This is a genomic window from uncultured Buchnera sp. (assembly GCF_913776765.1).
Lineage (GTDB): Bacteria > Pseudomonadota > Gammaproteobacteria > Enterobacterales > Enterobacteriaceae > Buchnera > Buchnera aphidicola_AO.
On record NZ_CAJYPO010000001.1, the window covers coordinates 454,338 to 479,884 of the forward strand.

Annotated in this window: 24 protein-coding genes; 16 read left to right on the top strand and 8 right to left on the bottom strand. The window is 25.4% G+C overall.

The genetic code is table 11. The features are described from left to right. Positions 1-22: 22 nt before the first annotated feature. From bamA to rpsB, 7 genes are all read right to left on the bottom strand, one after another. On the bottom strand, positions 23-2,422 hold the full coding sequence (gene bamA, locus QZ401_RS02255; RefSeq protein ID WP_295164559.1) for an outer membrane protein assembly factor BamA: 2,400 nt from the start codon (positions 2,420-2,422) through the stop codon (positions 23-25). Positions 2,423-2,605: 183 nt separating this feature from the next. Beyond that, entirely contained in the window at positions 2,606-3,352 is a 747-nt protein-coding gene (uppS, locus tag QZ401_RS02260; protein WP_295164561.1) for a polyprenyl diphosphate synthase, read from the bottom strand. A gap of 55 nt (positions 3,353-3,407) precedes the next feature. Then, a complete protein-coding gene (ispC, locus tag QZ401_RS02265) occupies positions 3,408-4,604 on the bottom strand; it encodes a 1-deoxy-D-xylulose-5-phosphate reductoisomerase (protein WP_295164563.1) in 1,197 nt (398 codons plus the stop codon). Positions 4,605-4,707: 103 nt separating this feature from the next. Further along, a complete protein-coding gene (frr, locus tag QZ401_RS02270; protein ID WP_295164566.1) occupies positions 4,708-5,265 on the bottom strand; it encodes a ribosome recycling factor in 558 nt (185 codons plus the stop codon). Positions 5,266-5,317: 52 nt separating this feature from the next. Continuing rightward, entirely contained in the window at positions 5,318-6,040 is a 723-nt protein-coding gene (gene pyrH / locus QZ401_RS02275; protein ID WP_295164567.1) for a UMP kinase, read from the bottom strand. A gap of 94 nt (positions 6,041-6,134) precedes the next feature. After that, positions 6,135-6,941 carry a translation elongation factor Ts gene (gene tsf / locus QZ401_RS02280; RefSeq protein ID WP_295164872.1) on the bottom strand — a complete coding sequence of 269 codons (807 nt, stop codon included), beginning with the start codon at positions 6,939-6,941 and terminating at the stop codon, positions 6,135-6,137. A gap of 39 nt (positions 6,942-6,980) precedes the next feature. Next, positions 6,981-7,718: a 30S ribosomal protein S2 gene (gene rpsB / locus QZ401_RS02285; RefSeq protein WP_295164569.1), complete on the bottom strand. Its 738-nt coding sequence runs from the start codon at positions 7,716-7,718 to the stop codon at positions 6,981-6,983. 292 nt (positions 7,719-8,010) lie between these two features. Here rpsB and map point away from each other — a divergent pair, with 292 nt between their 5' ends. Further along, positions 8,011-8,796, top strand: coding sequence for a type I methionyl aminopeptidase (gene map / locus QZ401_RS02290; protein ID WP_295164571.1), 786 nt, complete (start codon positions 8,011-8,013; stop codon positions 8,794-8,796). Positions 8,797-8,847: 51 nt separating this feature from the next. Then, on the top strand, positions 8,848-9,672 hold the full coding sequence (gene dapD, locus QZ401_RS02295; RefSeq protein WP_295164573.1) for a 2,3,4,5-tetrahydropyridine-2,6-dicarboxylate N-succinyltransferase: 825 nt from the start codon (positions 8,848-8,850) through the stop codon (positions 9,670-9,672). A 47-nt stretch (positions 9,673-9,719) separates the two neighbouring features. Here dapD and degP read toward each other — a convergent pair whose 3' ends face one another. After that, on the bottom strand, positions 9,720-11,156 hold the full coding sequence (gene degP, locus QZ401_RS02300) for a serine endoprotease DegP (RefSeq protein WP_295164574.1): 1,437 nt from the start codon (positions 11,154-11,156) through the stop codon (positions 9,720-9,722). Positions 11,157-11,365: 209 nt separating this feature from the next. On the opposite strand from degP, the gene QZ401_RS02305 reads away from it, so the two are divergent. The 14 genes from QZ401_RS02305 to murG all read left to right on the top strand — a co-directional run bounded on the left by QZ401_RS02305 (position 11,366) and on the right by murG (position 25,499). Further along, positions 11,366-12,400 carry an FAD:protein FMN transferase gene (locus QZ401_RS02305; RefSeq protein WP_295164575.1) on the top strand — a complete coding sequence of 345 codons (1,035 nt, stop codon included), beginning with the start codon at positions 11,366-11,368 and terminating at the stop codon, positions 12,398-12,400. Positions 12,401-12,674: 274 nt separating this feature from the next. Beyond that, complete coding sequence (ilvI, locus tag QZ401_RS02310; protein ID WP_295164577.1) at positions 12,675-14,390, top strand: acetolactate synthase 3 large subunit; 1,716 nt, start codon at positions 12,675-12,677, stop codon at positions 14,388-14,390. 2 nt (positions 14,391-14,392) lie between these two features. Next, positions 14,393-14,869: an acetolactate synthase small subunit gene (gene ilvN / locus QZ401_RS02315; RefSeq protein WP_295164579.1), complete on the top strand. Its 477-nt coding sequence runs from the start codon at positions 14,393-14,395 to the stop codon at positions 14,867-14,869. 178 nt (positions 14,870-15,047) lie between these two features. Beyond that, positions 15,048-15,986, top strand: a complete 939-nt coding sequence (gene rsmH, locus QZ401_RS02320; RefSeq protein ID WP_295164581.1) for a 16S rRNA (cytosine(1402)-N(4))-methyltransferase RsmH — start codon at positions 15,048-15,050, stop codon at positions 15,984-15,986. A 2-nt stretch (positions 15,987-15,988) separates the two neighbouring features. Then, entirely contained in the window at positions 15,989-16,192 is a 204-nt protein-coding gene (locus QZ401_RS02325) for a cell division protein FtsL (protein ID WP_295164583.1), read from the top strand. Between the two features lie 98 nt (positions 16,193-16,290). Then, positions 16,291-18,009 carry a peptidoglycan glycosyltransferase FtsI gene (gene ftsI / locus QZ401_RS02330; RefSeq protein WP_295164585.1) on the top strand — a complete coding sequence of 573 codons (1,719 nt, stop codon included), beginning with the start codon at positions 16,291-16,293 and terminating at the stop codon, positions 18,007-18,009. Positions 18,010-18,032: 23 nt separating this feature from the next. Beyond that, positions 18,033-18,569, top strand: a complete 537-nt coding sequence (locus QZ401_RS02335) for a Mur ligase family protein (RefSeq protein ID WP_295164587.1) — start codon at positions 18,033-18,035, stop codon at positions 18,567-18,569. A 29-nt stretch (positions 18,570-18,598) separates the two neighbouring features. Beyond that, on the top strand, positions 18,599-19,564 hold the full coding sequence (locus tag QZ401_RS02340) for a UDP-N-acetylmuramoyl-L-alanyl-D-glutamate--2,6-diaminopimelate ligase (RefSeq protein WP_295164589.1): 966 nt from the start codon (positions 18,599-18,601) through the stop codon (positions 19,562-19,564). After that, positions 19,524-20,339 carry a Mur ligase family protein gene (locus QZ401_RS02345; protein WP_295164591.1) on the top strand — a complete coding sequence of 272 codons (816 nt, stop codon included), beginning with the start codon at positions 19,524-19,526 and terminating at the stop codon, positions 20,337-20,339. Before QZ401_RS02340 ends, QZ401_RS02345 begins: the two co-directional genes overlap by 41 nt. After that, positions 20,315-20,899 (top strand): cyanophycin synthetase, encoded by a 585-nt coding sequence (locus QZ401_RS02350; RefSeq protein ID WP_295164593.1) that lies wholly within the window; start codon positions 20,315-20,317, stop codon positions 20,897-20,899. The genes QZ401_RS02345 and QZ401_RS02350 overlap by 25 nt, the downstream gene beginning before the upstream one ends. Further along, positions 20,883-21,950, top strand: a complete 1,068-nt coding sequence (mraY, locus tag QZ401_RS02355) for a phospho-N-acetylmuramoyl-pentapeptide-transferase (protein ID WP_295164595.1) — start codon at positions 20,883-20,885, stop codon at positions 21,948-21,950. Before QZ401_RS02350 ends, mraY begins: the two co-directional genes overlap by 17 nt. Continuing rightward, on the top strand, positions 21,950-23,272 hold the full coding sequence (gene murD, locus QZ401_RS02360) for a UDP-N-acetylmuramoyl-L-alanine--D-glutamate ligase (RefSeq protein ID WP_295164597.1): 1,323 nt from the start codon (positions 21,950-21,952) through the stop codon (positions 23,270-23,272). Before mraY ends, murD begins: the two co-directional genes overlap by 1 nt. Further along, positions 23,268-24,434, top strand: a complete 1,167-nt coding sequence (ftsW, locus tag QZ401_RS02365; RefSeq protein ID WP_295164874.1) for a cell division protein FtsW — start codon at positions 23,268-23,270, stop codon at positions 24,432-24,434. Before murD ends, ftsW begins: the two co-directional genes overlap by 5 nt. Next, a complete protein-coding gene (murG, locus tag QZ401_RS02370) occupies positions 24,435-25,499 on the top strand; it encodes an undecaprenyldiphospho-muramoylpentapeptide beta-N-acetylglucosaminyltransferase (protein WP_295164599.1) in 1,065 nt (354 codons plus the stop codon). It begins immediately after the preceding gene. The last annotated feature ends 48 nt before the right edge of the window (positions 25,500-25,547 follow it).

The window sequence follows — 25,547 nt, forward strand, 5'->3', positions numbered from 1 at the left end:
TAAAAATTAAATTTTATTTCAATCACCAATTTTTTCCAAAGTTAAATTGAAATGCTTCTAATTGAGTATTTTCATCTTTATGAATAGGATATGCATAGGAAAAAACTAATGGACCAATAGGAGAAAACCATTGTAAAGATATACCTATTGATGCGTAAATATTATTTAAATTACTATAATCTGGAAATTGTGAAAAATTAATATTTTGTTTTTTTTCCCACATAGTATCCCAAATATTTCCAGCGTCTAAAAAGAACGAAGATCTAAGAAATTTACTATATTCATTGTTAATTAATGGAATTGGTGTAATTAATTCTAAATTAGAAATCAGCATGGCATTTCCACCAATAGAATCTATAGACTCACAAAAATCATTTTCTTGATTATATCCCAAGCATTTTTCTAAATTAGAATTAACATAAATTTTTTTAGGACCAATAGTATTTGCTCGAAATCCACGAATATTATTTGAATTAATGGCATGAAAATTTTCATAAAAAGGCAATTTTTCTTTATCTAAACTATTACCGAAACCAGCACGAACATGAGTTAAAAATATAATTTTTTTTTCTTTATCTAACGGAATGTATTGTTCACTATCAAATAGAAATTTATAAAAATTATTATCTGAACCAGGAATTGTATTTTTTCCACTAATGTAAGTTTGATTCCCTGAAATAGGAAAATAAAAATATTTTAAAGTGTCATGCATCAAAGAATAATTTAAAGTAAAATCGTCTACTAAACTATTTTTTAAAAATTTATCATTAGACGTATTTGTAACTTTTAAAATAACTTTTTCTTCTTTATTTATTAAACCATTATGGGTATATCCAAAACCAAGATTAATTCTATTAAATGCATTGATCAAAAAACTTAAGTCACTTTCGAATCCAGAAGTGCTTTTTATAATATTAGAAAAATTGTTTATATTATATTTAAAATCATTATAAAAAAATCTAGTATTCAAATTTGTACCATCGTCAGTAAAATATGGATATATAATTGATATATCAGCATATTTTTGATTGTCGTTTTTAATAATACTAGCTTTTAGTGAATTTCCAGAACCAAATAAATTATCTTGAGAAATAGATGTATTAAAACTTAATCCACTATCTCTTCCATATCCCAAACCAAAATTCAAAGTACCAGTAGGTTGTTCTTTTAGTGTATAGGTAACATCAACTCCATTATCTCTATTAGATAAAATCCTTTTTTGTATAGTAACATCACGTAAAAATTTTATTTTTTCTAACGATCTTTTACCTAATTCTATTAATTTTAAGTTAAACCATTCACCTTCTATTTGTTTTATTTCACGTCTTAAAACTATATCTTGAGTTAATTCGTTACCTCTAAAATTTATTCTATTTACAAAATAACGTTTTTGAATATCTATGTTAAAATTTAAAATAATTTTTTTTTCTTTAGAATCAACTTGTGGATAAACAATGATTTTAGGATCAATATATCCCTTTTCAGATAAAAATCTTTGTATTTTTTTGACTATCAAAGTAATTTTTTCTTTATTATACAATTCATTCTTATTAATCTTAATGAGATTTTTAATCAATTGATAATATTGTAATAAGTTACCATTAATAAAAAAACTAGAAACTTTGTATTTCTTACCTTCAGAAATATAAACTGTAATATTTACTTTATTTTTATTTTTTAAATAATGCACTATTTTTTTATTTATATTAAAATAGTAGTATCCTTTATTTAAATAAAAATTAGTTAAATTTTTTAAATCTTCTTCTAACTGTTCAGAATAGTAAAAACGTTTTTTAAAAAAATTCCACCAAGACTTATTATCTTTTAATTTAAACAATGAAAGTATTTTTTCTTGAGAAAAATAATTATTTCCAATAATTTTAACATGATTTATTTCTACTAAATTACTTTCATAAATAAGTATTTTTAAATTTACTTTATTATTTAAAGTAATTTTTTTTAATATCTTGATGTTAGAATTATATCTTCCAATATTACTATAAAATTCTTTTAAATTTTTTACAAAAATAGAATTTAAAAAAGGATTAAAAGAATTACCTTCTTTAATACCTAATTCATTAAGATACTTCTTAAGAATGGAGTCCTTAATTACTTTATTTCCTAAAAAAGTAATATTTGAAATAATAGGTTGTTCTTTTATTTTAAAAATAATAGTTTTACCTGAATAAACTATTTTAATGGTTTTAAACTTTCCAGTTTGAAATAGAGATTTTATACTATTTTTAATATCATTTTCAGATACGTGACTTCCAACATTAAAACAGATATTTTTTAACACCTCATCTTTAGAGAAATATTTTAATCCTTTAAATTGAATTTTTTCTATAGTCCATAAATTTTTTGAAAAAACATTAGTATTAAAAAACATTAAAAAAATTATGAAAAAACTTTTAATTAACATTATTATTGCAATTTTTCCTACAGTATATCTCTTATTTTGTATAAAAATTAATTTTATTTAAATAAAAGATACTACGAAATAAAAAAGAAGATTTGAATAAAAGCTAGTTTTAATAAAAAATCTGTTTTTCAAAAAAAAGTATTTTTTTTATATTAAAAACATTTTTTTAAAAAATATTTTTAATTATTTTTGAATTCCTCCAAAACGACGTTCGCGAGTAAAAAAACAATTAATTGCATGCTGAAAATCACGCTGATTAAAATCAGGCCATAAAACATCAGTAAAGTATAATTCAGAGTACGCTATCTGCCACAAAAAAAAATTACTGATTCTTTTTTCTCCTCCTGTTCTAACGACTAAATCTACTGGTAATAATTCACTCGTAGATAAATATTGAGAAAAATTTTGTTCTTGAATTTGATCAATATTTAAAAACCCTTTTTGAACAGCTTTAATGACTTTCTTCATACCCTGTATGATATCCCATTTACCACTATAATTCGCAGCAATATTTAAAATTAAACCAGTATTGTTCAAAGTTTTTTTTTCTACTTTATAAATGTAATTTTGTAATTTTTCATTAAAAAAACTTATATCTCCAATTATTTTTAAACGAATATTATACTTATTTAAATTTTTTGTTTCACTTTTTAATGCAAAAAAAAATAATTTCATTAAAGCTGTAACTTCTAATTTCGGACGTTTCCAATTTTCTTTACTAAAAACGTATAATGTTAATATTTCTATATTATTTTCAACAGCAAACTTTACTATTTTTCTTGCTGTTTTAAAACCTTCTTTATGACCTAAAGTGCGTATTTTACCTCTTTTTTCAGCCCATCTTCCATTTCCATCCATAATAATTGCTACATGACGAAGATTTTCTTCTTTAATTTTTTTCCTATTTTTTAATGAAGATTTATATAACATAGTTGGTTTAGATTTCTTTTAAGAAAACATTTTTTAAATTATACATGAAATAATATTAATATATTAAAGACGATATTTTTTTTTGAGATATTATTCTTGTTTTTTTATCAATTTCTAAAACTTCTTCAATAGAAACAGGTTCTGAAAAAGAAGAAGACATTAAAATATCAGTATTAATCTCAGAAATTTTATTAAAACTGATTTTTGAATTTAAAAAAGCTGAAACAGTAACTTCATTAACAGCATTCAAAACTATCATTGCGGATTGACCTTGAGAGAAAGCATCAATAGCTAATTTTAAACATGGAAATTGAATAAAATCTGGTTTAAAAAAAGTTAAATTACTTAATTTATTGAAATTTAAAAAATTAGCTCCAGAAGATATACGATTAGGCCAAGACATTGCATATGAAATTGCAATTTTCATATCAGGAACTGCAAGTTGTGCTAATACTGATCCATCGATATACTCAACCATAGAATGAATAATTGACTGAGGATGAATTACAATATCAATTTCTGAAGATGAAGCATTAAAAAGCCATCTTGCCTCAGCGTATTCAAAACCTTTATTTATCATTGTTGCTGAATCTATTGATATTTTTTTTCCCATTGACCAATTTGGATGAGAACATGCTTCTAATGGCGTAATAAAAGATAAATCTTCTTTTTTAAAGTTAAAAAAAGGACCTCCAGAGGCGGTCAAAATAATAGATTTAATACCATTTTTTTTTAAATTAACTGTACCTAAATTTTTCTGAACAAACTTAGGCAAAACTTGAAAGATAGCATTATGTTCACTATCAATAGGAAAAATTTTAGCTTTATTAGAAGCTAAAGCTTTCATAAAAATAATACCACATGTAATTAAAGATTCTTTATTAGCTAATAAAATTGTTTTTCCAGCATTTATTGCAGATAAAGTAGGTAATAAACCTGCCATTCCTACGATGGCAGATATAACTAGATCAACTTCTTTTAAAGAAGCTAATTCACAAATAGCTTTATTACCAGATAAAACTTGCGTTTTTATTTTTTTATCTTTTAGTCTTTTTCTTAAAATATCAGCTGATTTTTTATTTTTCATTACAACCCAATCAGGAGAAAAAAACTCACATTGTTGTAACATAATAGAAAAGTTTTTATTAGCTACTAAAACAATTACTTTAAATAAAGAAGGATTTTTTTTAACAATAGACAAAGTACTAATACCAATAGAACCAGTAGATCCTAGAATAGTTATTTTTTTCATAAAAATTTTTAATATTAATAATATTCAATTATTAAAAATTACTATAATAAGCATGTATAATAAAATTATAGAAAATAATTTTTAAAAAAATATTTTATAAAATTTAAAATTTCATAAGTTCTTTTTCTTTTTGTGATAAGATTAAATCTATTTTTTTAATATAATCATCTGTCATTATTTGAATTTTATTTTGTGCAGTATGCTCGTTATCTTCACTAATAATTTTACTTTTTAGATAATTCTTTATCTTATCATTTGCATCCCTACGAATATTTCTTATATAAATTCGAGCATTTTCTGCGTTATTACGTATTATTTTAATTAATTTTTTTCTTCTTTCTTCTGTCAAACCGGGTATTGGTATAATAATATCTTTACCATATAAAACTGGATTCAAGTCAAGATTAGAATTTAAAATTGCTTTTTTAATTACAGATGTACTAGAATCATCAAAAACATTAATTTTAAGAGTATGATAATCTTCAACTACTACATTAGATATTTGACGTAAAGGAACTTTAGAACCAAAATATTCAACATAAATATTGTTTAATAATTCTGGAGATGCTCGTCCAGTTCGAATGTTATTAACTTGATTTTGAAAGTTGTTAATACATACTTTCATTTTTTCATTACTTTTAATATGAATATCATTAATCACATGAGTACCTATAAAATCTATTCTTTAAATGGATAATATTCTTTTTATTAATTTACTTAATAAGAGTACCTTCATCGTAACCTTTAATAATACGGTACAAAGATCTAGGTTTATTAATGTTAAACACTCGAATTGGTAAATTATGGTCTCTAGCTAAAGAAAAAGCCGATAAATCCATAACCTTTAGTTCTTTTTGAATAACATCTTTATATGTTAAGTTTTTATAAAAAATAGCTCGAGAATGTTTTTTTGGATCTTTGGAATAAACTCCATCAACTTTTGTACCCTTTAAAATTATATCTGATTTTGTTTCAATCCCGCGTAAACACGCAGCAGAATCCGTTGTAAATAAAGGATTGCCTGTACCAGCTGCAAAAATAACAACAATATTATTAGACAACAAATCTATTGCTCTTTCATAATGATATATTTCGCATATGCCATTCACTGATATAGAAGACATGACGTAAGTAGGAATTGAATGAGAATTCATAATATCTCTCATAGCCAAACTATTAATTATCGTTGATAAAATACCTATATGATCTGCTGCTATTCTATTTACCCCTAATTGAGACAAAGTTGCACCACGAAATAAATTTCCACTACCGATTACCAAACCTACTTGAACACCAAATTTTAATACTAATTTAATTTCTTTTACTATTCTTTTTAAAGAATTTATATCAATACCAAATTTATTCACTCCTTGCAAGACTTCACCGCTTATTTTAAGCAAAATACGACGGTATATAAATTTTGTATTGGTAGACATATTTTTTTAACCTAAATAGATTTTTTATTAAAAATATTTTTTATTTTTTTTAATTAACTGGTATATATTTTATTTTTTAAAATAGTTTTTTAAATCAATTAAATTTTTTTTCTCCAACTTCAAATCTAATAAAAGATATAATACGAGCATTATGTTCATTTAGTAATGAACCTACTGTTTTTGTAGTATCCATAATGAAGTCTTGACCAGTTAATGAAATATTATTAATAAATTTATTCATTCGACCTTGAACTATTTTTTTTAATATTTCAGAAGATTTATTTTGTTTTTTTGCTAATTCTAATTGAATTTCATATTCACGTTGAAAAACAGAATTAGATATTTCATTTGGAGATAAATATTCAGGTTTACTTGCAGCAATATGCATAGCAATATTTTTTAGTATTTCTTTATTGAGATTACTGGCGCTAACTAATACACCAATTCGACCACCATGTATATAAGAAAATATATTATCACCTTCAATAAAACTAAATCGATTAATTTTAATATTTTCACCTACTTTTGAAATTAATTCTGTTTTTTTCATTTCAAAAATATTTTTGATATCATCAATATTTCTTATTTTTTGTGACAACGCTGTTAAAATTATTTCTTTTCCTAATAAGGAAAATAAATTATCTTTTGCAACAAAATCAGTTTGACAATTTAATTCAAGCATAGCACCAATTTTGTTTTTAATTTTTGCAAATATCATTCCTTGATTTGTAATATTATGTGTTTTTTTCTCAGCTCTTGCTTGTCCTGATTTTCTTAAATTATCAATTGATAACTCAATATCTCCCTTCTCTTCTATCAATGCACGTTTACATTCCATAAATCCTGCTCCTGTACGTAATCTTAACTCTTTAATTAAGCAAGCAGTAATATTACTCATAATTATTTCCTCTTCTACATTTAAAATAAAAACACGTGATTGTTATTCTATACTTATATTTTTATTATCTGTATCTAATAACATTTCACTAAATGAATTACAATTTTGATTTTTGGAAATACTAATTGATACAGCTTGTAAATATAATGTCACTGATCTGATGGCATCATCGTTGCCAGGGATTACATAATCTACACCATCAGGATTAGAATTAGTATCAACTATAGCAAACACGGGAATTCCTAAGTTATTTGCTTCTTTAATTGCAATATTTTCATGAGCAGCGTCAATTACAAATAAACAATCAGGTAAACCTCCCATATTTTTAATGCCGCCCAAACTGTTTTCTAACTTAGATAGTTCTCGTGTTCTTATCAAAGCTTCTTTCTTAGTAAGTTTTAAAAAAGTACCATCTTGTGATTCTATTTCTAAATCTTTTAAACGTTTTATAGATTGTCGAACAGTTTTCCAGTTAGTCAGCATTCCTCCTAACCAACGATGATTAACATAAAATTGATTGCAATTTAAAGCTGTTTCTTTTATTTTTTTACTGGCAGCTCTTTTAGTACCTACAAATAATATTTTTCCTTTTTTAAAAGAAATCTTCTTTAATTCAGATAAAGCAAAATTAAACATTGGAAGAGTTTTTTCCAAATTAATAATGTGTACTTTATTTCGAGAACCAAAAATAAAAGGTTTCATCTTTGGATTCCAATAACGTGTTTGATGACCAAAATGAACTCCTGCTTTTAACATGTCTCGCATTGATACTATTTCCATAACTATTCCTTAAAAAAAAGTTTAATAAAAATATCAGAAAAATAAATTTTTAAATAATTAATTCCAAATAAAAACTTTATAAATAAAAAAAATCATATTTCATTTATAAAAACGAATTTAATATAAATATATCATAATCAATATTAAGAATAATAATAATTATTAACGTCTTTTACTTTTTATTTCAATATATTAATTAAATAATAAAACAAAAAATTATTTTCAAGTAGGATTTTAAACGTATAATTTAAACATTCTAAATTTTATTAAATCTAAAAATCGGCTAAATATTATGAATTGCATAATAAAAACAGAATCAGAAATTGAAAGAATGAAAACATCTGGAAAAATAGCTGCAGAAGTATTAGAAATGATTGAAGAATATGTTAAACCTAATATCAGTACAGAAGAAATTAACAATATTTGCCACGATTTTATTATTAAAAAAAAAGCTGTTTCAGCATGTTTAGGCTATCATGGTTTTCCAAAATCTATTTGTGTTTCTATTAATGACGTAGTATGTCATGGAATTCCAAATAAAAATCAAATTTTAAAATCAGGAGACATAGTTAATATCGATATTACAATTATAAAAAACAATTATCATGCAGATACTTCAAAAATGTTTCTTGTAGGAAAAACAAGCACTTTATCTAAACGTTTGTGCAAAATTGCTCAAGAAAGTTTATATAAATCTTTAAATATATTAAAACCGGGAATACCGCTATACAAAATTGGTGAAGTAATTCAGAATTACGTCGAAAATAATAACTTTTCAGTTGTAAAAGAATATTGTGGGCATGGTATTGGACGTTCATTTCATGAAGAACCATATGTACTTCATTATAAAAATAAAAGTAACATTATTCTAGAAAAAGGAATGATTTTTACTATTGAACCTATGATTAATGCAGGCAGTCATGAAGTAAAATGTATGAAAGATGGTTGGACTGTTAAAACAAAAGATCATTCTCTATCTGCACAATATGAACATACCGTACTAATAATAGAAAACGGATGTGATATTTTAACATGGCAGAAAAACGAAACAATACCATCTAAGCTTATTAATAAATAATTATATCTAGTAAAAAATTTAATAACATATTTAATCAGGTTAATTGAAAAAATGAAAAAATGTAAAGAAATCATTGAAAATGCTTATATAAAAAAAAATGAAATTAATGTTAAAAATATTGATGTTGAAACGCATCAAACAATTCATCATATTATTAAATTATTAAATAGTGGAAAAATTAGAATTTCAGAAAAAAAAGAAAATGTGTGGATTACACATCAATGGTTAAAAAAAGCAATTTTATTGTATATGTATTTAAATACAAATAATATATTCCAAGGTAGTATTAGTAACTACTACGATAAAATTCCTCTTAAATACGAAAATTACAATGAAAAAAAATTTGAAGAAGAAAAAATTCGAGTAGTTCCACCAGCTACAATTCGGTATGGATCATTTATTAATTCTAATACTATTGTAATGCCATCATATATAAATATTGGTGCATATATAGATCAAGGAACTATGATAGATACTTGGGCCACTGTAGGTTCTTGTGCTCAAATTGGAAAAAATGTGCATTTATCTGGTGGTGTAGGTATAGGAGGTGTTTTAGAACCTCTTCAAAACAACCCTACAATTATTGAGGATAATTGTTTTATTGGAGCACGTTCCGAAATAGTAGAAGGGGTAATTGTAGAAGAAGGTTCAGTAATCTCTATGGGAGTTTTTATAGGACAAAGTACTAAAATTTATAATAGAGAAACAGGAGAAATTTTATATGGAAGAGTACCTGCTAACTCTGTAGTAGTTTCTGGAAGCTTACCATCACAGAATGGAAAATATAATTTATATGCTGCAATTATTGTTAAAAAAGTAGATTCTAAAACACTCAACAAAGTAGAAATTAATCAACTTTTACGCGGTACAAAATAAAACAATGAAAACCGCCCGGTTATGTATCGGGCGGAACGCTAAAATAGTTATTCACTTACTAAGTAAATACTATTACTTCCTCTTTTCACACTAAAAACTAATATATTTGGTTTTAAATCTAAAACATTTTTTAAATCATTTAAATTATTTATTAATTTTTGATTTACTTCTACAATGATATCATCTTTCTTAAAACCAATTTTTGAAGCTTGAGTATTCAATTTTACATTTTCTATCTTTACACCTTTTTGTCCATTTGAGGAATAATCACTTAAATCAGCACCTTCAACTCCCGTATAAATATCTCCTAAACTAATACTCGTTTTTAAAGATGGTTTCAATTCAACAATGACATTTTTAGTTATTCCATTTCGAAATATTCCTAATTCCATTTTAGTAGATACTGGTAAAGATCCTACTTCAGCACGTAATGCTGCAAAACTCGAAATTGATTTTTTATTTAAGGAAACAATAATATCTCCAGCTTTAATGCCTGCATGAAAAGCAGAAGAATTAGGTAAAACTTGACTTACAAATGCACCTTTTTGAGCGTTTATTTTCATCACATTAGCTAAATCTGAATTTAATTCCATACCTATTATGCCAAGTTCTCCACGTTTTACTTGTCCAAATTTTACCATTTGTTCTGTAAGGTTTTTAACCATATTTCCAGGAATAGCAAATCCAATGCCAATATTACCCCCATCTGGTGCTAATATTGCAGTATTAATACCTATTAATTCACCGTTTAAATTAACTAATGCTCCACCAGAATTACCTCTGTTAATAGCTGCGTCAGTTTGAATAAAATTTTCATAATGCTCAATATTTAATCCACTTCGTCCTAAAGCGGACACAATACCGGAAGTCACAGTTTCACCAAGACCGTACGGATTACCAATTGCTACAGTGTAGTCACCTACTCGAAGTGTATCAGAATCAGCAATTTTTATTGCACTTAAATTTTTTGCATTTTTTAATTGTATTAAAGCAATATCGGAACGAGCGTCTTTACCAATTATGCATGCTTCATAACGACGTCCGTCACTTAATTGTACTTGAATTTTATTTGCATTTTCTACAACATGATTATTTGTTACAGCATATGCTTTATCAGCATTAATAATTACACCAGAACCCAATGCATGAAATTTTTCATGCATACTATTAGAATCTGGATTAGAATGACAAAAAGGAGAATTGCGAAATGGTGAATTACCCTGACAAAATGGAGAATTATGACCAAAAAATGGTTGAAATTGATGAGGTAAGCGAGAAGTATGAACTACAGTACTTCCTTCAATATTAATACTAATAACTGAAGGCATAACTTTTTCTAGCATCGGAGCTAAACTAGGAGTTGGTTGTACAGAAGGAATATTTTGAGAATAAGTAAAAGTTTTATTTCCCCAAGACATTCCAAAACTTAGTAATAGCGTTAAAACAAGCATTATCCCGCTTAATACTATATTTATTCTTTTCATCGTTTATTTCTCGTAAATTACAATCTGATCTTATAAATAAAACCACTAAAAAATATTACTATTAAATGACAATAAATTTTTAGTATACACTCCATCTTTAATTAACTCCATCGATGCTTAGGAGAAAATAAAAAAATAAATTTATCAAATTAAAATGTAAAAATTATTTATAATAAATTTTTTTATTTTAAACGGATAATTTGATATAGATGATTTTAAATATTATGTTCAGTACTTTTTTTTTATTTTTAATGCTTTTTACTATATTAGATAAAAATGAAGAAAAAAAATTTACAAAATTAAAAGGTAAAACTATGGGTACATATTGGCAAGTGAGCACTCCTTATATACCAAACAAATTATATATAAAAAATTTAATACAAAAAAATTTAAATGAAGATGAAGCACTGCTATCTTCTTGGAAAAAAAACTCTTTAGTATCTAAATTTAACAAACTAAAAAAAAATAAACTGTTAGTTATCAATGAAAATTTTTTTAAAATTATTTCAACAGCGTTAAAAATTAATAAAAAAACTCATGGAAAACTAGATATTACAATTGGTAATTTAATTAATATATGGGGATTTGGTGAGCAAAAAAAACCGTATCGCTATCCCTCTATTAATAAAATAAAAAAAAATATTGCTCTTACAGGAATTCAACATTTAAAACTAATTAGTAATTCTACTGGAAATTATATCAAAAAGAATTTAGATGGTATTAAAATTAATCTTTCTACATTAGGAGAAGGATTTGCAGCAGATCACCTTTCCTCTATTCTTAAAAAAGAAGGAATAGAAAATTATACTATTTCAGTAGGAGGTACAGTTTTAGTTAAAACAGAAAGAAAAGAAAATCCTAAAATTATTGCAATTCAAAAACCTACTGATAAAATAAAATCAATTCATTTATTAGTTCGTTTAAAAAACAAATCAATTAGTACAGCTGGCACTTATCGCAATTATTATTATTTAAAAGGTAAAAAAATATCACATCTGATTGATCCTAAAACAGGAATGCCTGTAACACATAACTTAATATCAGTAAGCGTAATTTCATCAACTGCTTTAGAAGCTGATGGTTGGGATAGTGCACTACTTATTTTGGGTTTCAAAAAAGCCAAGATGTTGGCATTAAGAGAAAATTTAGCAACCTGTTTTATAACTAAAAAAAACAATACGTTTTCAACATGGATGTCACCCCATTTTAAAAAATTTTTAATTAGTAGTAAAAATGTGAATTAGTATTAAATTTTTAAATCAAGCATTTTTAATAAAACAAATTTATTTCAATTTATTGATAAAATTTAATATATTTGTAATAATGAAACAATTCAACTAATTAACCTAAAAAATCAAGTTTTCTAAAAATTTTAAATTAAGTCATTGTAATAAAAATATTTTAAAATTTTTTTAATATATTAAATTATTCTTTTTTTATCTAGATAAACTATCAGGATAAACTACAAATAGAAAACTAGGAAATAAAACCTAATAAATTAGCATCCTGGAGGAAAAATTGGAAATATTGTCAGGAGCCGAAATGGTCATCAGATCATTAATTAATCAGGGAATACAGCATATATTTGGTTATCCTGGTGGTGCTGTCCTAGATATTTATGATGCTCTCAAAACTGTTGGCGGAGTTGAACACATTTTAGTAAGACACGAACAAGCAGCAACTCATATGGCTGATGGATATGCAAGATCTACTGGAAAAATAGGTGTTGTATTAGTTACTTCAGGGCCAGGTGCCACCAATGCCATTACCGGTATTGCCACAGCTTATATGGATTCTGTTCCGATGGTAGTGATTTCTGGTCAAGTGGCTTCATCATTAATTGGATACGATGCATTTCAAGAATGTGATATGATTGGTATTTCTCGTCCGATAGTCAAACACAGCTTTTTAGTAAAAAAAACTGAAGATATACCTATCATTTTTAAAAAAGCTTTTTGGTTAGCATCTACTGGACGTCCAGGACCAGTAGTTATTGATTTACCAAAAGATATTTTAAAAAAAACAAATAAATACAATTTTATATGGCCAGAAAACATACATATACGTTCTTATAATCCAACAACTAAAGGTCATCAGGGGCAAATTAAAAAAGCACTTCGTACAATATTAAAAGCAAAGAAACCTGTTATTTACGCAGGTGGAGGAATTATCAGTTCTAATAGCAATGAAGAATTACGTACGTTTGCAGAAAAAATTAATTGTCCTGTAACAACATCTTTAATGGGATTAGGTGCATTTCCAGGTACTCATATTCAAAGTATTTCTATGTTAGGTATGCATGGTACTTACGAAGCTAATATGGCCATGCATTATTCTGATGTAATTTTTGCAATTGGTGTACGATTTGATGATCGCACAACAAATAATTTAAAAAAATATTGTCCAAATGCCACTATTGTACATGTTGATATTGATCCTACTTCAATTTCTAAAACTGTTTCAGCAGACATTCCTATTGTTGGAGATGCTAAACAAGTTTTACAAGAAATGATTGAATTAATAAAAAAAGAAAAAAAAGTTCATTCTTTAAAAGAATGGTGGTCTTCTATAGAAGAATGGAAAAAAGTTAAAAGTTTAGAATATAATAAAAAAAGTACTAAAATAAAACCACAAACAATCATTAAAACTCTTTTTAAATTAACGAAAGGCACATCCTATATTACTTCAGATGTAGGACAACATCAGATGTTTACTGCATTATATTATCAATTTAACAAACCTAGACGTTGGATTAATTCAGGTGGATTAGGTACTATGGGATTTGGATTACCTGCTGCTTTAGGCGTTAAATTAGCATTACCAAAAGCTACAGTAATTTGTATTACTGGAGATGGTAGTATTCAAATGAATATTCAAGAATTATCTACAGCACGACAATATAATCTTGCAATTTTAATATTAAATCTTAATAATTCTTCTTTAGGTATGGTTAAACAATGGCAAGATATGATTTATTCTGGAAGACATTCACATTCCTACATGGATTCACTTCCAGATTTTGTAAAATTAGTTGAATCATATGGACACATTGGTTTAAGAGTAAAAAAAACTGAAGAATTAGAAGAAAAATTAATATTAGCATTAAAAAAACTATCTGAGGGTAATTTAGTTTTTTTAGATATTCAAATAGATGATTCTGAGCATGTTTATCCTATGCAAATTCAAGGTGGCGGTATGAATGAAATGTGGTTAAGGAAAAAAGAGGTCTCCTAAATATGCGAAGAATTTTATCTGTTCTCTTAGAAAATGAATCAGGTGCATTATCACGAGTGATAGGATTGTTTTCACAAAGAGGTTACAATATAGAAACAGTTACAGTTGCGCCAACAGAAGATCCTTCTCTATCAAAAATGACCATACAAACAATCGGAAATGAAAAATCTATTGAACAAATTGAAAAACAACTACATAAACTGATTGATGTATTAAGAGTGATAAAAATTGGACAAAATTCTCATATAGAACGTGAAATAATGTTATTAAAGGTACAAACAAATAACTGTAAAAAAGATGATATTAAACATATTACTGAAGTATTTCGAGGACAAATTGTAGATATAACACCTACAACATATGTATTACAGCTTGCTGGTACTACAAAAAAACTAGATTCTTTTCTTAAAATAATTAGAAATATATCAGAAATTGTTGAAATGACGCGTTCTGGAATAGTCGGCATTTCTCGGGGTTGATTTTATTACAAAATAAAAAATTAATTTCTATTTAAAAAAAAATCTTTTAAAAAAATATTTTTATTTATACACATAAAATATTTCAAAATAATTTATCAAAAAAAACTATATTAAACATGGTTATTTTCATTCGAAAATAACCGTGTACCTTCTTCATTTATATCATGTATATTCCACTATGAATCAAACAATCAAACATATTTCTGTAATGAAAAAAGAATTAATAGAATCATTAAAAATAAAAAAAAACGGTATTTATATTGATAGCACATTTGGAATGGGTGGCCATTCTATTGCAATTTTAAAAAAATTAGGAAAAGAAGGGAAACTCTATTCTCTTGATAGAGATCCAAATTCTGTATTTATAGGAAATCAAATTAAAGATAAACGTTTTCATATTATTCATGAAAACTTTTCAAAAATTTTAAATTATGCAAAATATAAAAATATTATTGGAAAAGTCAATGGAATCTTATTTGATCTTGGAACATCATCACTGCAAATAGAAGATGAAAAAAGAGGTTTTTCGTTTAAAAAAAATGGCCCCTTAGACATGAGAATGAATCCAAATTGCGGTATTTCTGCTTCAGATTGGCTTTTCAAAAGTGATATGAAAGAAATTTATTTTGTTTTAAAACACTTTGGAGAAGAGCGATTTTCAAAAAGAATTGCGTATGCGATTAAAAACTATTGCAAAATAAAGAAAATAAAAAGTACCCTTGAACTAGTAGAAATTATAAAAAAAGCAACACCTATAAAAAATAGATTCAAACATCCTGCTAGAAGAACTTTTCAAGCAATTAGAATTTATATTAATCAAGAATTAGAAGAAATTAAACAAGGATTAGAAAATACATTACAAATATTAAAGCCAGGAGGTCGCCTTTCCGTTATTACTTTTCACTCTTTAGAAGACAGAATAGTAAAAAATTTTATGGTTAAGAATAGCAAAAAAGCCACTGTTCCATACGGTTTACCTATTACAGAAAATCAACTAAACAAACTAAAAATATGTAAATTAAAAGTTATTAATCGAATTTTACCAACCCCGAAAGAAATTAAAAAAAATTCTAGATCTCGTAGCTCCGTGCTTCGAATAGCTGAATTAAAAGAATAAATATGAAAATAAAACGTTATGATTTACCAAAAATAATTAAAAAAGATTTTTTTTTATATGGAAAAATTCATCTAATTTTACTATTAGCAATAATTTTATCTGCTAATTCTGTTGTTATCGTAGTTTACAATACTCGCTTGTTGATTGCTGAAGAAGAAATTTTAAGTTTAAAACAAAAAAAAAAGACGATGAATGGAGAAATTTAATTATCGAAAAAAATGCTATTTCTATAGCTTCTATTAATTAGAAATTAATATTTTCAATTAAATAAAAAACATGTCTAAAATATAATAGATATCTGAAAATGTATACGAAAAAAAAAACAAACTTTCTTAAAGAAAAAAGAAAAAAAAAAATAATTTATACAAATTGGCGTTTTATCACATTGTGCAGTATTGTTTTTTTATTTTTAGTAATTTTAACATTACGCATAGTATTTCTTCAAATAATTAATTCTAAAAAACTATCATATGAAGGAGATCGCAGAACACTAAGAATACAATCAGTAATAAGTAGAAGAGGAATAATTAATGATCGATCAGGATATCCATTAGCTGTGGCTGTTCCAGTAAATGCAGTATTTATAGATCCAACAGTTATTGTTAATATAAATGATATTAAAAATAATATACGTTGGAAAGCATTATCAGAGATATTATCAATTCCATTAAAAAAAATAATATTTCGTATTAACTCGGATAAAAATGTTAAGTTTATTTATTTAGCTCGTCAAATTAATCCAGAAATTGGAGATTATATTAAAGCATTAAAATTACCAGGAGTTTTTTTAATAGAAGAATCAAAAAGATATTATCCTTCAGGAGAAATTGCAGCTCAATTAATTGGGATAAACAATATAGATGGAGAAGGAATCGAAGGTATAGAAAAAAGTTTTAATTCATATCTAACAGGAAAGCCAGGAAAAAGAAAAGTAAGAAGAGACAATCAAGGACAAATAATTGAAAATGAATCTTTAATAAATAAATCTAATTCTAATAATTTAATACTAAGTATCGATAAAAAATTACAAACAATTGTATATCAAAAATTAAACAATGCAGTCAATGAAAATAAAGCAGATTTTGGAATTGCGATTTTAGTTAATATTAAAACTGGAGAAATATTAGCTATGGCTAATAGTCCTTCATACAATCCAAATGACATACAATACATGATAAAGAAAAATCTTCGGAACAGAGCTATTACAGATGCTTTTGAACCAGGATCAACAGTTAAACCAATCGTTATCATGGAAGCACTAAAAAGAGGAATAATTAAAAAAAAATCAATAATTAATACCAAACCTTACTTTATAAAAAAACACAAAATACAAGACGTTTCATACCACGAGAAACTAGATATAACAGGAATATTAAAAAAATCTAGTAATGTTGGAGTATCAAAAATTGCATTATCTATGAATACTAAAGAATTAATCAACAGCTATATTAAATTCGGATTAGGACAACCAACTAACTTAGGATTAATTGGAGAACAAAAAGGTTTTCTTCCTAAAAAGAAAAAATTATCAGATTTAGAAAAAGCCACTTTTTCTTTTGGATACGGATTGATGATAACGCCTCTTCAATTAGCTCGTCTATATACAATTATTGGTAGCCATGGAATTTATCGTCCACTTTCTATTATTAGAATTGATCATCCATTATATGAAAAAAGAATTTTTCCTAAAAAATATGTACAAAACATCATCGATATGATGGAAACGGTTTCCCAACCTGGCGAAGGTGGTTCTCAAGCAGCAATTAAAGGATATCGTGTTGCAATTAAAACAGGAACTGCAAAAAAAGTAGGTGTTCACGGATATTATATCAAAAAATATATAGCTTACACTGCAGGAATAGCACCAGTTAGCAATCCAAAATTTTCTTTAATAATTATAGTTGATAATCCTAAGGGAAAAAAATACTATGGAGGTGCAGTTTCTGCCCCAATATTTGGTAAAATAATGAAATTAGTACTAAAAGAAATGAAAATAAAACCAGATAATTTAAAAAATAAATAATCGTGATATTTTAAAGAAAATCAATGAAAAAAAACAACTTAAAAAACATTTTATCTCCATGGATTAAAAATGCTCCTGAAAAAAAGTTTTTAAACCTATGTTTAGACAGTAGAAAATTAACTTCTCAAGACGTTTTTATAGCCATACAAGGTACAAAGGAAAATGGAAATAATTTTATTTCTGAAGCAATTAAAAAAAAAGCAGTAGCAATACTCTCAGAAACTAAAGAAAAAAACAAACATGGAGAAATAAGTTATATTAATAAAACTCCTATATTATCTTTTTTCAAATTATCTGAACATATTTCAAATTTAGCAGGAAGAATATACAAAAAACCAGCTGATAAGTTAAAAATTATTGGCGTAACTGGAACCAATGGAAAAACTACTGTAACACAACTAATTAATCAATGGAGTGAATTATTGGGGGAAAAAACTGCCACAATGGGTACTTTAGGAAATGGTTTTTATAACGTTTTAAAACCTACAAAAAATACAACTTCCTCAGCTATTGATATTCAATCATTTTTATACATCGCCTTAAAAAAAAAATTAATTTAGTTACCATAGAAGTTTCATCACACGGTTTAATGCAAAATCGTGTTAAAAACATTCCATTTTATATTGGAATATTCACAAACTTAACACAAGATCATTTAGATTATCATAAAAACATGAAACAATATGAATTATCAAAATGGTCTTTTTTTGATAAACATAAAGTAAAAAAAATAATATTAAATGCTAATGATAAATATGCGAAAAAATGGTTAAAAAAATTATCAGATAAATATACAATTGCAGTTACTATAAAAGATACAAAACAAAAAAAATATTCTAAAAAATGGATAAATGCAATTAATATTCAATCTAATAGTAATTTTACTAAAATAGAATTTGAATCAAGTTGGGGTAAGGGAGTATTATCAACTTGCTTGATTGGTTATTTTAACGTACAAAATCTATTATTATCATTAGCTTCTATGCTTGAAATGAATTATAAATTATCAGATCTTATTAATACATCTATTAAACTTCAACCAATACTTGGCCGAATGCAAAAATTTAATGTTTTTGGAAAACCAACTATTATTATAGACTATGCTCATACTCCTGATGCACTGGAAAAAGCATTAAATGCTATTAAATCACATTTTTTTAAAAAAAAAATATGGTGTATATTTGGATGTGGAGGAGAAAGAGATCAAAAAAAACGTCCATTAATGGGAACTATTTCAGAAAAAATAGCAGATAGAGTAATTATTACGAATGATAATCCTAGAAACGAAAATCAAAATAAAATTATTAAAGAAATTATACAAGGATGCATCAATAAAGAAAAAATAATAATTATTCCTAACAGAAAAAAAGCAATATCCTATGTTTTTTTCAAAGCAAATATTAATGATATAATTTTTATCTCTGGAAAAGGACATGAAAATCAACAAATAATAGGTAATAAAATAATCAATTATTCAGATCAAAAGACAATATTAAAATTATTGGAAAAAAAATATGATTCCTCTATCGTTAAAAAAAATTTCCATCATCACTAACGGTCAATTATACGGGAAAAATTTAATAATACATGACATTGTTATAGATACAAAAAAGATTACATTAGGTTGTCTTTTTATTGCTTTAAAAGGTAAAAAATTTGACGCACATATCTTTATAAGAGAAGCAATTAATAAAGGTTGTTCTGCAGTTATCAGTCAAAAAAAAATAAATTGTAATATTTCCTATATCGTAGTAGAAGATACATCTATTGCTTTAGGAAAAATTGCAACTTGGATTCGTCAAAAAATAAATCCAAAAATATTAGCAATTACCGGATCGTGCGGTAAAACATCAGTAAAAGAAATGACTACATCTATACTAAAAAAGAATGAAAAAACAATATCTACAACAAATAATTTAAACAATCACATAGGAGTTCCTATAACCTTAATGAAGTTAACAAAACAACATAAATATGGAGTAATTGAGTTAGGTGCCAACAATCCTGGTGAAATTCACTATACTTCTAATCTTGTACAACCAAATATAGTTTTAATAAATAATATTCATTATTCACATTTAGAAGGTTTTAAATCATTATTAGGAGTATCAAAAGCAAAATCAGAAATATTATCTGGTCTAAAATCTCAAGGTACAGTGATTATTAATTTAGATAGTCATCATCTTTCTCAATGGAAAAAAAAGATAAAAAATAAAAATATTTTTTATTTTTCTATTGAAAAAAAAAAGAAAGTAATTTTTTTTCTACTAATATTAAAATCTATACAGATAAAACATATTTTACCATGTGCACACCATCTGGTAAAATAGATATTTCATTACCTTTTCTAGGATATCAAAACATATCTAACGCTTTAGCAGCTAGCGCTCTCGCATTTTCTCTTAATATACCTTTAAAAAAAATCCAAGATGGTTTGTTATCTACACCTCTATTACCAGGTCGATTAGAATCAATTAAATTAAGCACGAATAAAACTTTAATTAACGATACATATAATTCTAATGTTGCATCAATGACAACAGCAATCAAAGTATTAGAAAATATGCCAGGTTATAAAATACTAGTAGTGGGTGACATGGCTGAGTTAGGAGAAAACAGTCCTCTATATCATAGAATTATAGGAAATATTGCTAGTTTATCTAAAATCGATAATATCTTAAGTATTGGTAAAAATAGTTATGAAATCAGTAAAATATGTAAAAATAGTATACATTTCTTAAAAAAAGAAAAGTTAAAAAAAATTTTAAAAAAAATGATCTTAAAAAAAGATCAAGTTACAATTTTAATTAAAGGTTCTCGTAATGCAAAAATGGAAACAATAGTAGAGTACCTAATCAGGGAGTTCAAAAAAAATGCTGATTTGGCTTAATCAATATTTACACTTAAAAGTATTTTCTTATATTTCATTTCGTATGATATTTAGTTTATTAACATCTTTTTTTATTAATTTGTATTTTGCTCCACACATCATATCTTACTTTAAAAAATCACAAAATTATCAAATAATACGTAAAGATGGACCGATAAGACATCGTTTAAAAAAAAATACACCTACCATGGGGGGATTATTTGTACTTATCTCAATATTGATTTCTATTTTTCTTTATTGTGATTTATTTAATCTATACATTTGGTATGTTATAGGTATATTAGTAGGATATGGATTTATTGGATTTTTAGATGATTATAAAAAAATAAAATATAAAAATTCTAAGGGATTAAAAATTTTTTTGAAATTCTTTTGGTTATCAATAATTGCTGTTGTTATTATTTATTTAATTCATTTTCATTCAAGTGACACACTTAGTATTGAATTAGTAGTTCCATTTTATACTAAAGTACTTTTCAAAGTAAATTATTTATATATGTTTTTATGTTACTTTGTTATCGTTGGAACAAGTAATGCAGTAAATCTAACAGACGGATTAGATGGATTGGCAATTATGCCAGTAATTTTATTATCTTTTGGTTTAGGATTAGTTTCTTTTTGCAGTTCAAATGTTTTTATTTCTAATTATATGAATATTCCTTATTTAGCAAAAGCAAATGAGTTAAGTATTTTATGCACAGCAATAATTGGATCAGGATTAGGGTTTTTATGGTTTAATACCTATCCAGCTAAAATATTTATGGGTGATGTTGGATCGTTATCATTAGGTGGTTCATTAGGAATGATATCTATATTATTACATCAAGAGTTTTTATTATTAATTTTAGGTGGTGTTTTTGTATTTGAAACTATATCAGTGATATTACAAATTATATATTTTAAAATAAGAAATAAAAGAATTTTCAAAATGGCACCAATTCATCATCACTATGAAATAACAGGATTATCTGAATCTTTAATTGTTGTAAGATTTTGGATAATTTCTCTGTTACTTTTATTTGTAGGAATGCTATCTTTAAAGGTAAATTAATGTCATATAATTATTTTGGAAAAAAAATATTAATTTTAGGATTAGGATTAACTGGAATATCATGTATTAACTTTTTTCTAAAAAAAGGAATAAAACCTAGAGCAATAGATGAATATAAAAAACCTAATTTTTTAGAAAAAATACCTAAAAATATTGAATACAAGTTAGGAACATTAGAAAAAAATTGGATTTTAGAATCTGATATAATTGTTATCAGTCCAGGTATTTCTTCTTTTAAACCTATTTTAACAAAAGCTCGTTCATTAGGAATTCATATTATTAGCGATATTGAATTATTTTCTAGAGAAGCAAAATGTCCAATTATTTCGATCACTGGTACTAATGGAAAAAGTACTGTAGCAACTATGGTAAAAAAAATTGCAGAGAAATCAGGATATAAAGTTTTTTTAGGAGGAAATATTGGATTTCCAGTACTGTCAATGCTAAACCAAAAAGCTAATTTATATATACTTGAATTGTCTAGTTTTCAATTAGAAACTACATTTAGTTTAAAATCAAAAATAGCTGTAGTTCTAAATGTTACTGAAGATCATCTTGACAGGTATCCAGAAGGCTTTACACAATATAAAAAAATTAAGTTATCTATTTATAATCAAGCTGAAATTTGTTTAATTAAATTAAAAAAAGGAGAAAAAAAACCATTTGATACAAAATTTAAAAAATATATTAGTTTTGGTATATGTCAAAATAATAACTATTATATTAATAATGAAAAAGAAAAAACAATTTTGTACTGTAAAAACAAAAAAGTTCTTGATACTAGTAATATGTTTTTAAATGGATTTCATAACTATGAAAATGCACTTGTATCATTGGCAATTTCCGATGCAATGAAATTCGATCGAGAAATTGCAATAAATACACTTAAAAAATTTTCAGGATTGCCACATCGATTCCAAAAAGTACATGTTAATAATAATGTATCCTGGATAAATGATTCTAAATCCACTAATGTTGATAGCACCAAAGTTGCTCTTCAGAATTTAAATATAGAAGGAACAATATGGTTATTGTTAGGAGGAGATAGTAAATCTTCAAATTTTAGTATTCTAAAAGAATATTTCGAAAAATTGAAAATAAAAATATATTGTTTTGGAAAAGACGGTCTTATTTTATCAAAACTATGTGAAAAAAAATCTGTTTATATTAAGACTTTAAATCAAGCAATAGTTTTAATTTCAAAAAAAGTTCAACCAGGTGACGTTGTTCTGTTATCTCCTGGATGCAGTAGTAAAGATCAGTTTTCTAACTTTGAAGAAAGAGGTAATCTTTTTATAGCATTATCGAAGGAAATGAATTAATGTTTTTTTTAAAAAAAAAAATAATATAAAAAATAATAATATTGTATTATATGATCGTTTCTTGGTATGGTTGACTTTAGGTTTATGTGTAACAGGATTAGTTATGGTGACATCTTCATCTATTCCTATAGGCCAAATTTTATATCATGATCCCTTTTTTTTTGTAAAAAGAGAAATATTTTATTTTTTTTTAATATTTTTATTATCTTTTATTTTTTTACGTATACCTATTTCATTTTGGAAAAAAAATAGTAATTTAATATTAATTATTTCAATTTTTTTACTTATAATTGTACTATTAATAGGAAAATCAGTACATGGATCACATCGATGGATAAATATAGGTATGTTACATGTACAACCTGCTGAAATATGTAAAATATCTTCATTTTTTTATATATCTAATTATTTATCACGAAAAATAAATGAAGTACGTAATAATTTTTGGGGGTTTTTAAAACCTATGACAATTATTACAATACAATCAATTCTTTTGTTAGCAGAACCTGATCTAGGTACAGTTATTGTTTTATTTGTTACTACTTTATCAATTTTATTTCTCTCTGGGGTAAAAATAAAACAGTTTTTTGCAATTATTTTTTTAGTGGTTGTGATTATCACTGCTTTAGTTTTTTTTGAACCATATCGTATTAAAAGAATATTATCATTTTGGAATCCTTGGAAAGACCCATTCGGCAATGGATATCAATTAACACAATCTTTAATAGCTTTAGGACGTGGTCATTTTTTCGGACAAGGTTTGGGCAACTCAATACAGAAATTAAATTATTTACCAGAAGCTCATAGTGATTTTATATTTTCTATAATAGGTGAAGAATTAGGCTATATAGGCTGTTTTTTAATATTATTGACAATTTTCTTCATTTCTTTTCGAGCTATGTATATAGGACAAAAATCTTTTGAAAAAAAACAAATTTTTTCAGGATTTTTAGCTTGTTCAATTGGTTTATGGTTTAGTTTTCAAACACTAATAAATATTGGGGCTGTAACTGGTATATTACCTACTAAGGGTTTAACTTTACCATTAATTAGCTATGGTGGTTCAAGTCTAATTGTTAATTTAATGGCTATTTGTATATTGCTAAGAATTGATTTTGAAATACGATTAAGTGAACACCAAGCTTTTCCTAAAGGCATTTAAATGAATTCTAAAAAAATAATAATTATAGCAGGCGGTAGTGGCGGACATGTTTTTCCAGGTCTTACTATTGCAAAAGACCTGATTAAAAAGGGATGGGATGTAAATTGGATAGGTACAAAAAACAAAATAGAATCTGAAATTGTTCCAAAACACAATATTAAAATACATTTTATAAAAATTCAGGGATTGCGTAATACTAGCTTAAAAAATTTAATTTTTTCTCCAATAAATATATTAAATTCATATTTTCAAGTTAAAAAAATAATAAAAAATTGGACACCAAATGTTATATTAGGAATGGGAGGATACGTATCAGGTCCTGGTGGATTAGCAGCATGGAGTTGTAAAATTCCTTTTATTTTACATGAACAAAATAAAATTGCAGGAATAACAAATAAACTACTTTCTAGACTTTCTACGAAAAACATGCAAGCATTTTCTGGAACTTTGTTAAATGCAGAAGTAGTTGGAAATCCTATTCGTGAAAACATTATCAATATACCACCACCGGCTGAACGTTTTAAAAATAGAAAAGGTCCTTTGAGAATTTTAATTATTGGAGGAAGTCAAGGTGCTTCTATTTTTAATAAAGTTCTTCCAAAGATATCATTTTTTTTAAAAGAAAAAGTTATTATTTGGCACCAATCAGGTAATAATGATCTTGAAATAACTAAAAAAAAATATCAGAAATACAGTTCATATAAACATATAATAACTTCATTTATCGAAAATATATCAGAAGCATATGCGTGGGCAGATATAATTATATCTCGATCCGGTGCTTTAACAGTAAGTGAAATTACCGTAGTAGGATTAGGTGCAATATTTATACCTTATCCACATAAAGACAAACAGCAATATTTAAATGCAGAAGATTTAAAAAAAAATGGTGCTGCAAAAATTATTGAACAATCAATACTTAGTACAAAATTAATTATAAAAACATTGAATTCTTTAAATAGAGATAAACTTTATATAATGGCTAAAAAAGCTTATTCTCTAGGAATTAGAAATTCTACATCAAAAATATCTAAAATTATTCATGATATTAGTAGTAAAATATAAAATATTACTGATAACATAAACATTAAAAATTTTTTACTAAATAAATTA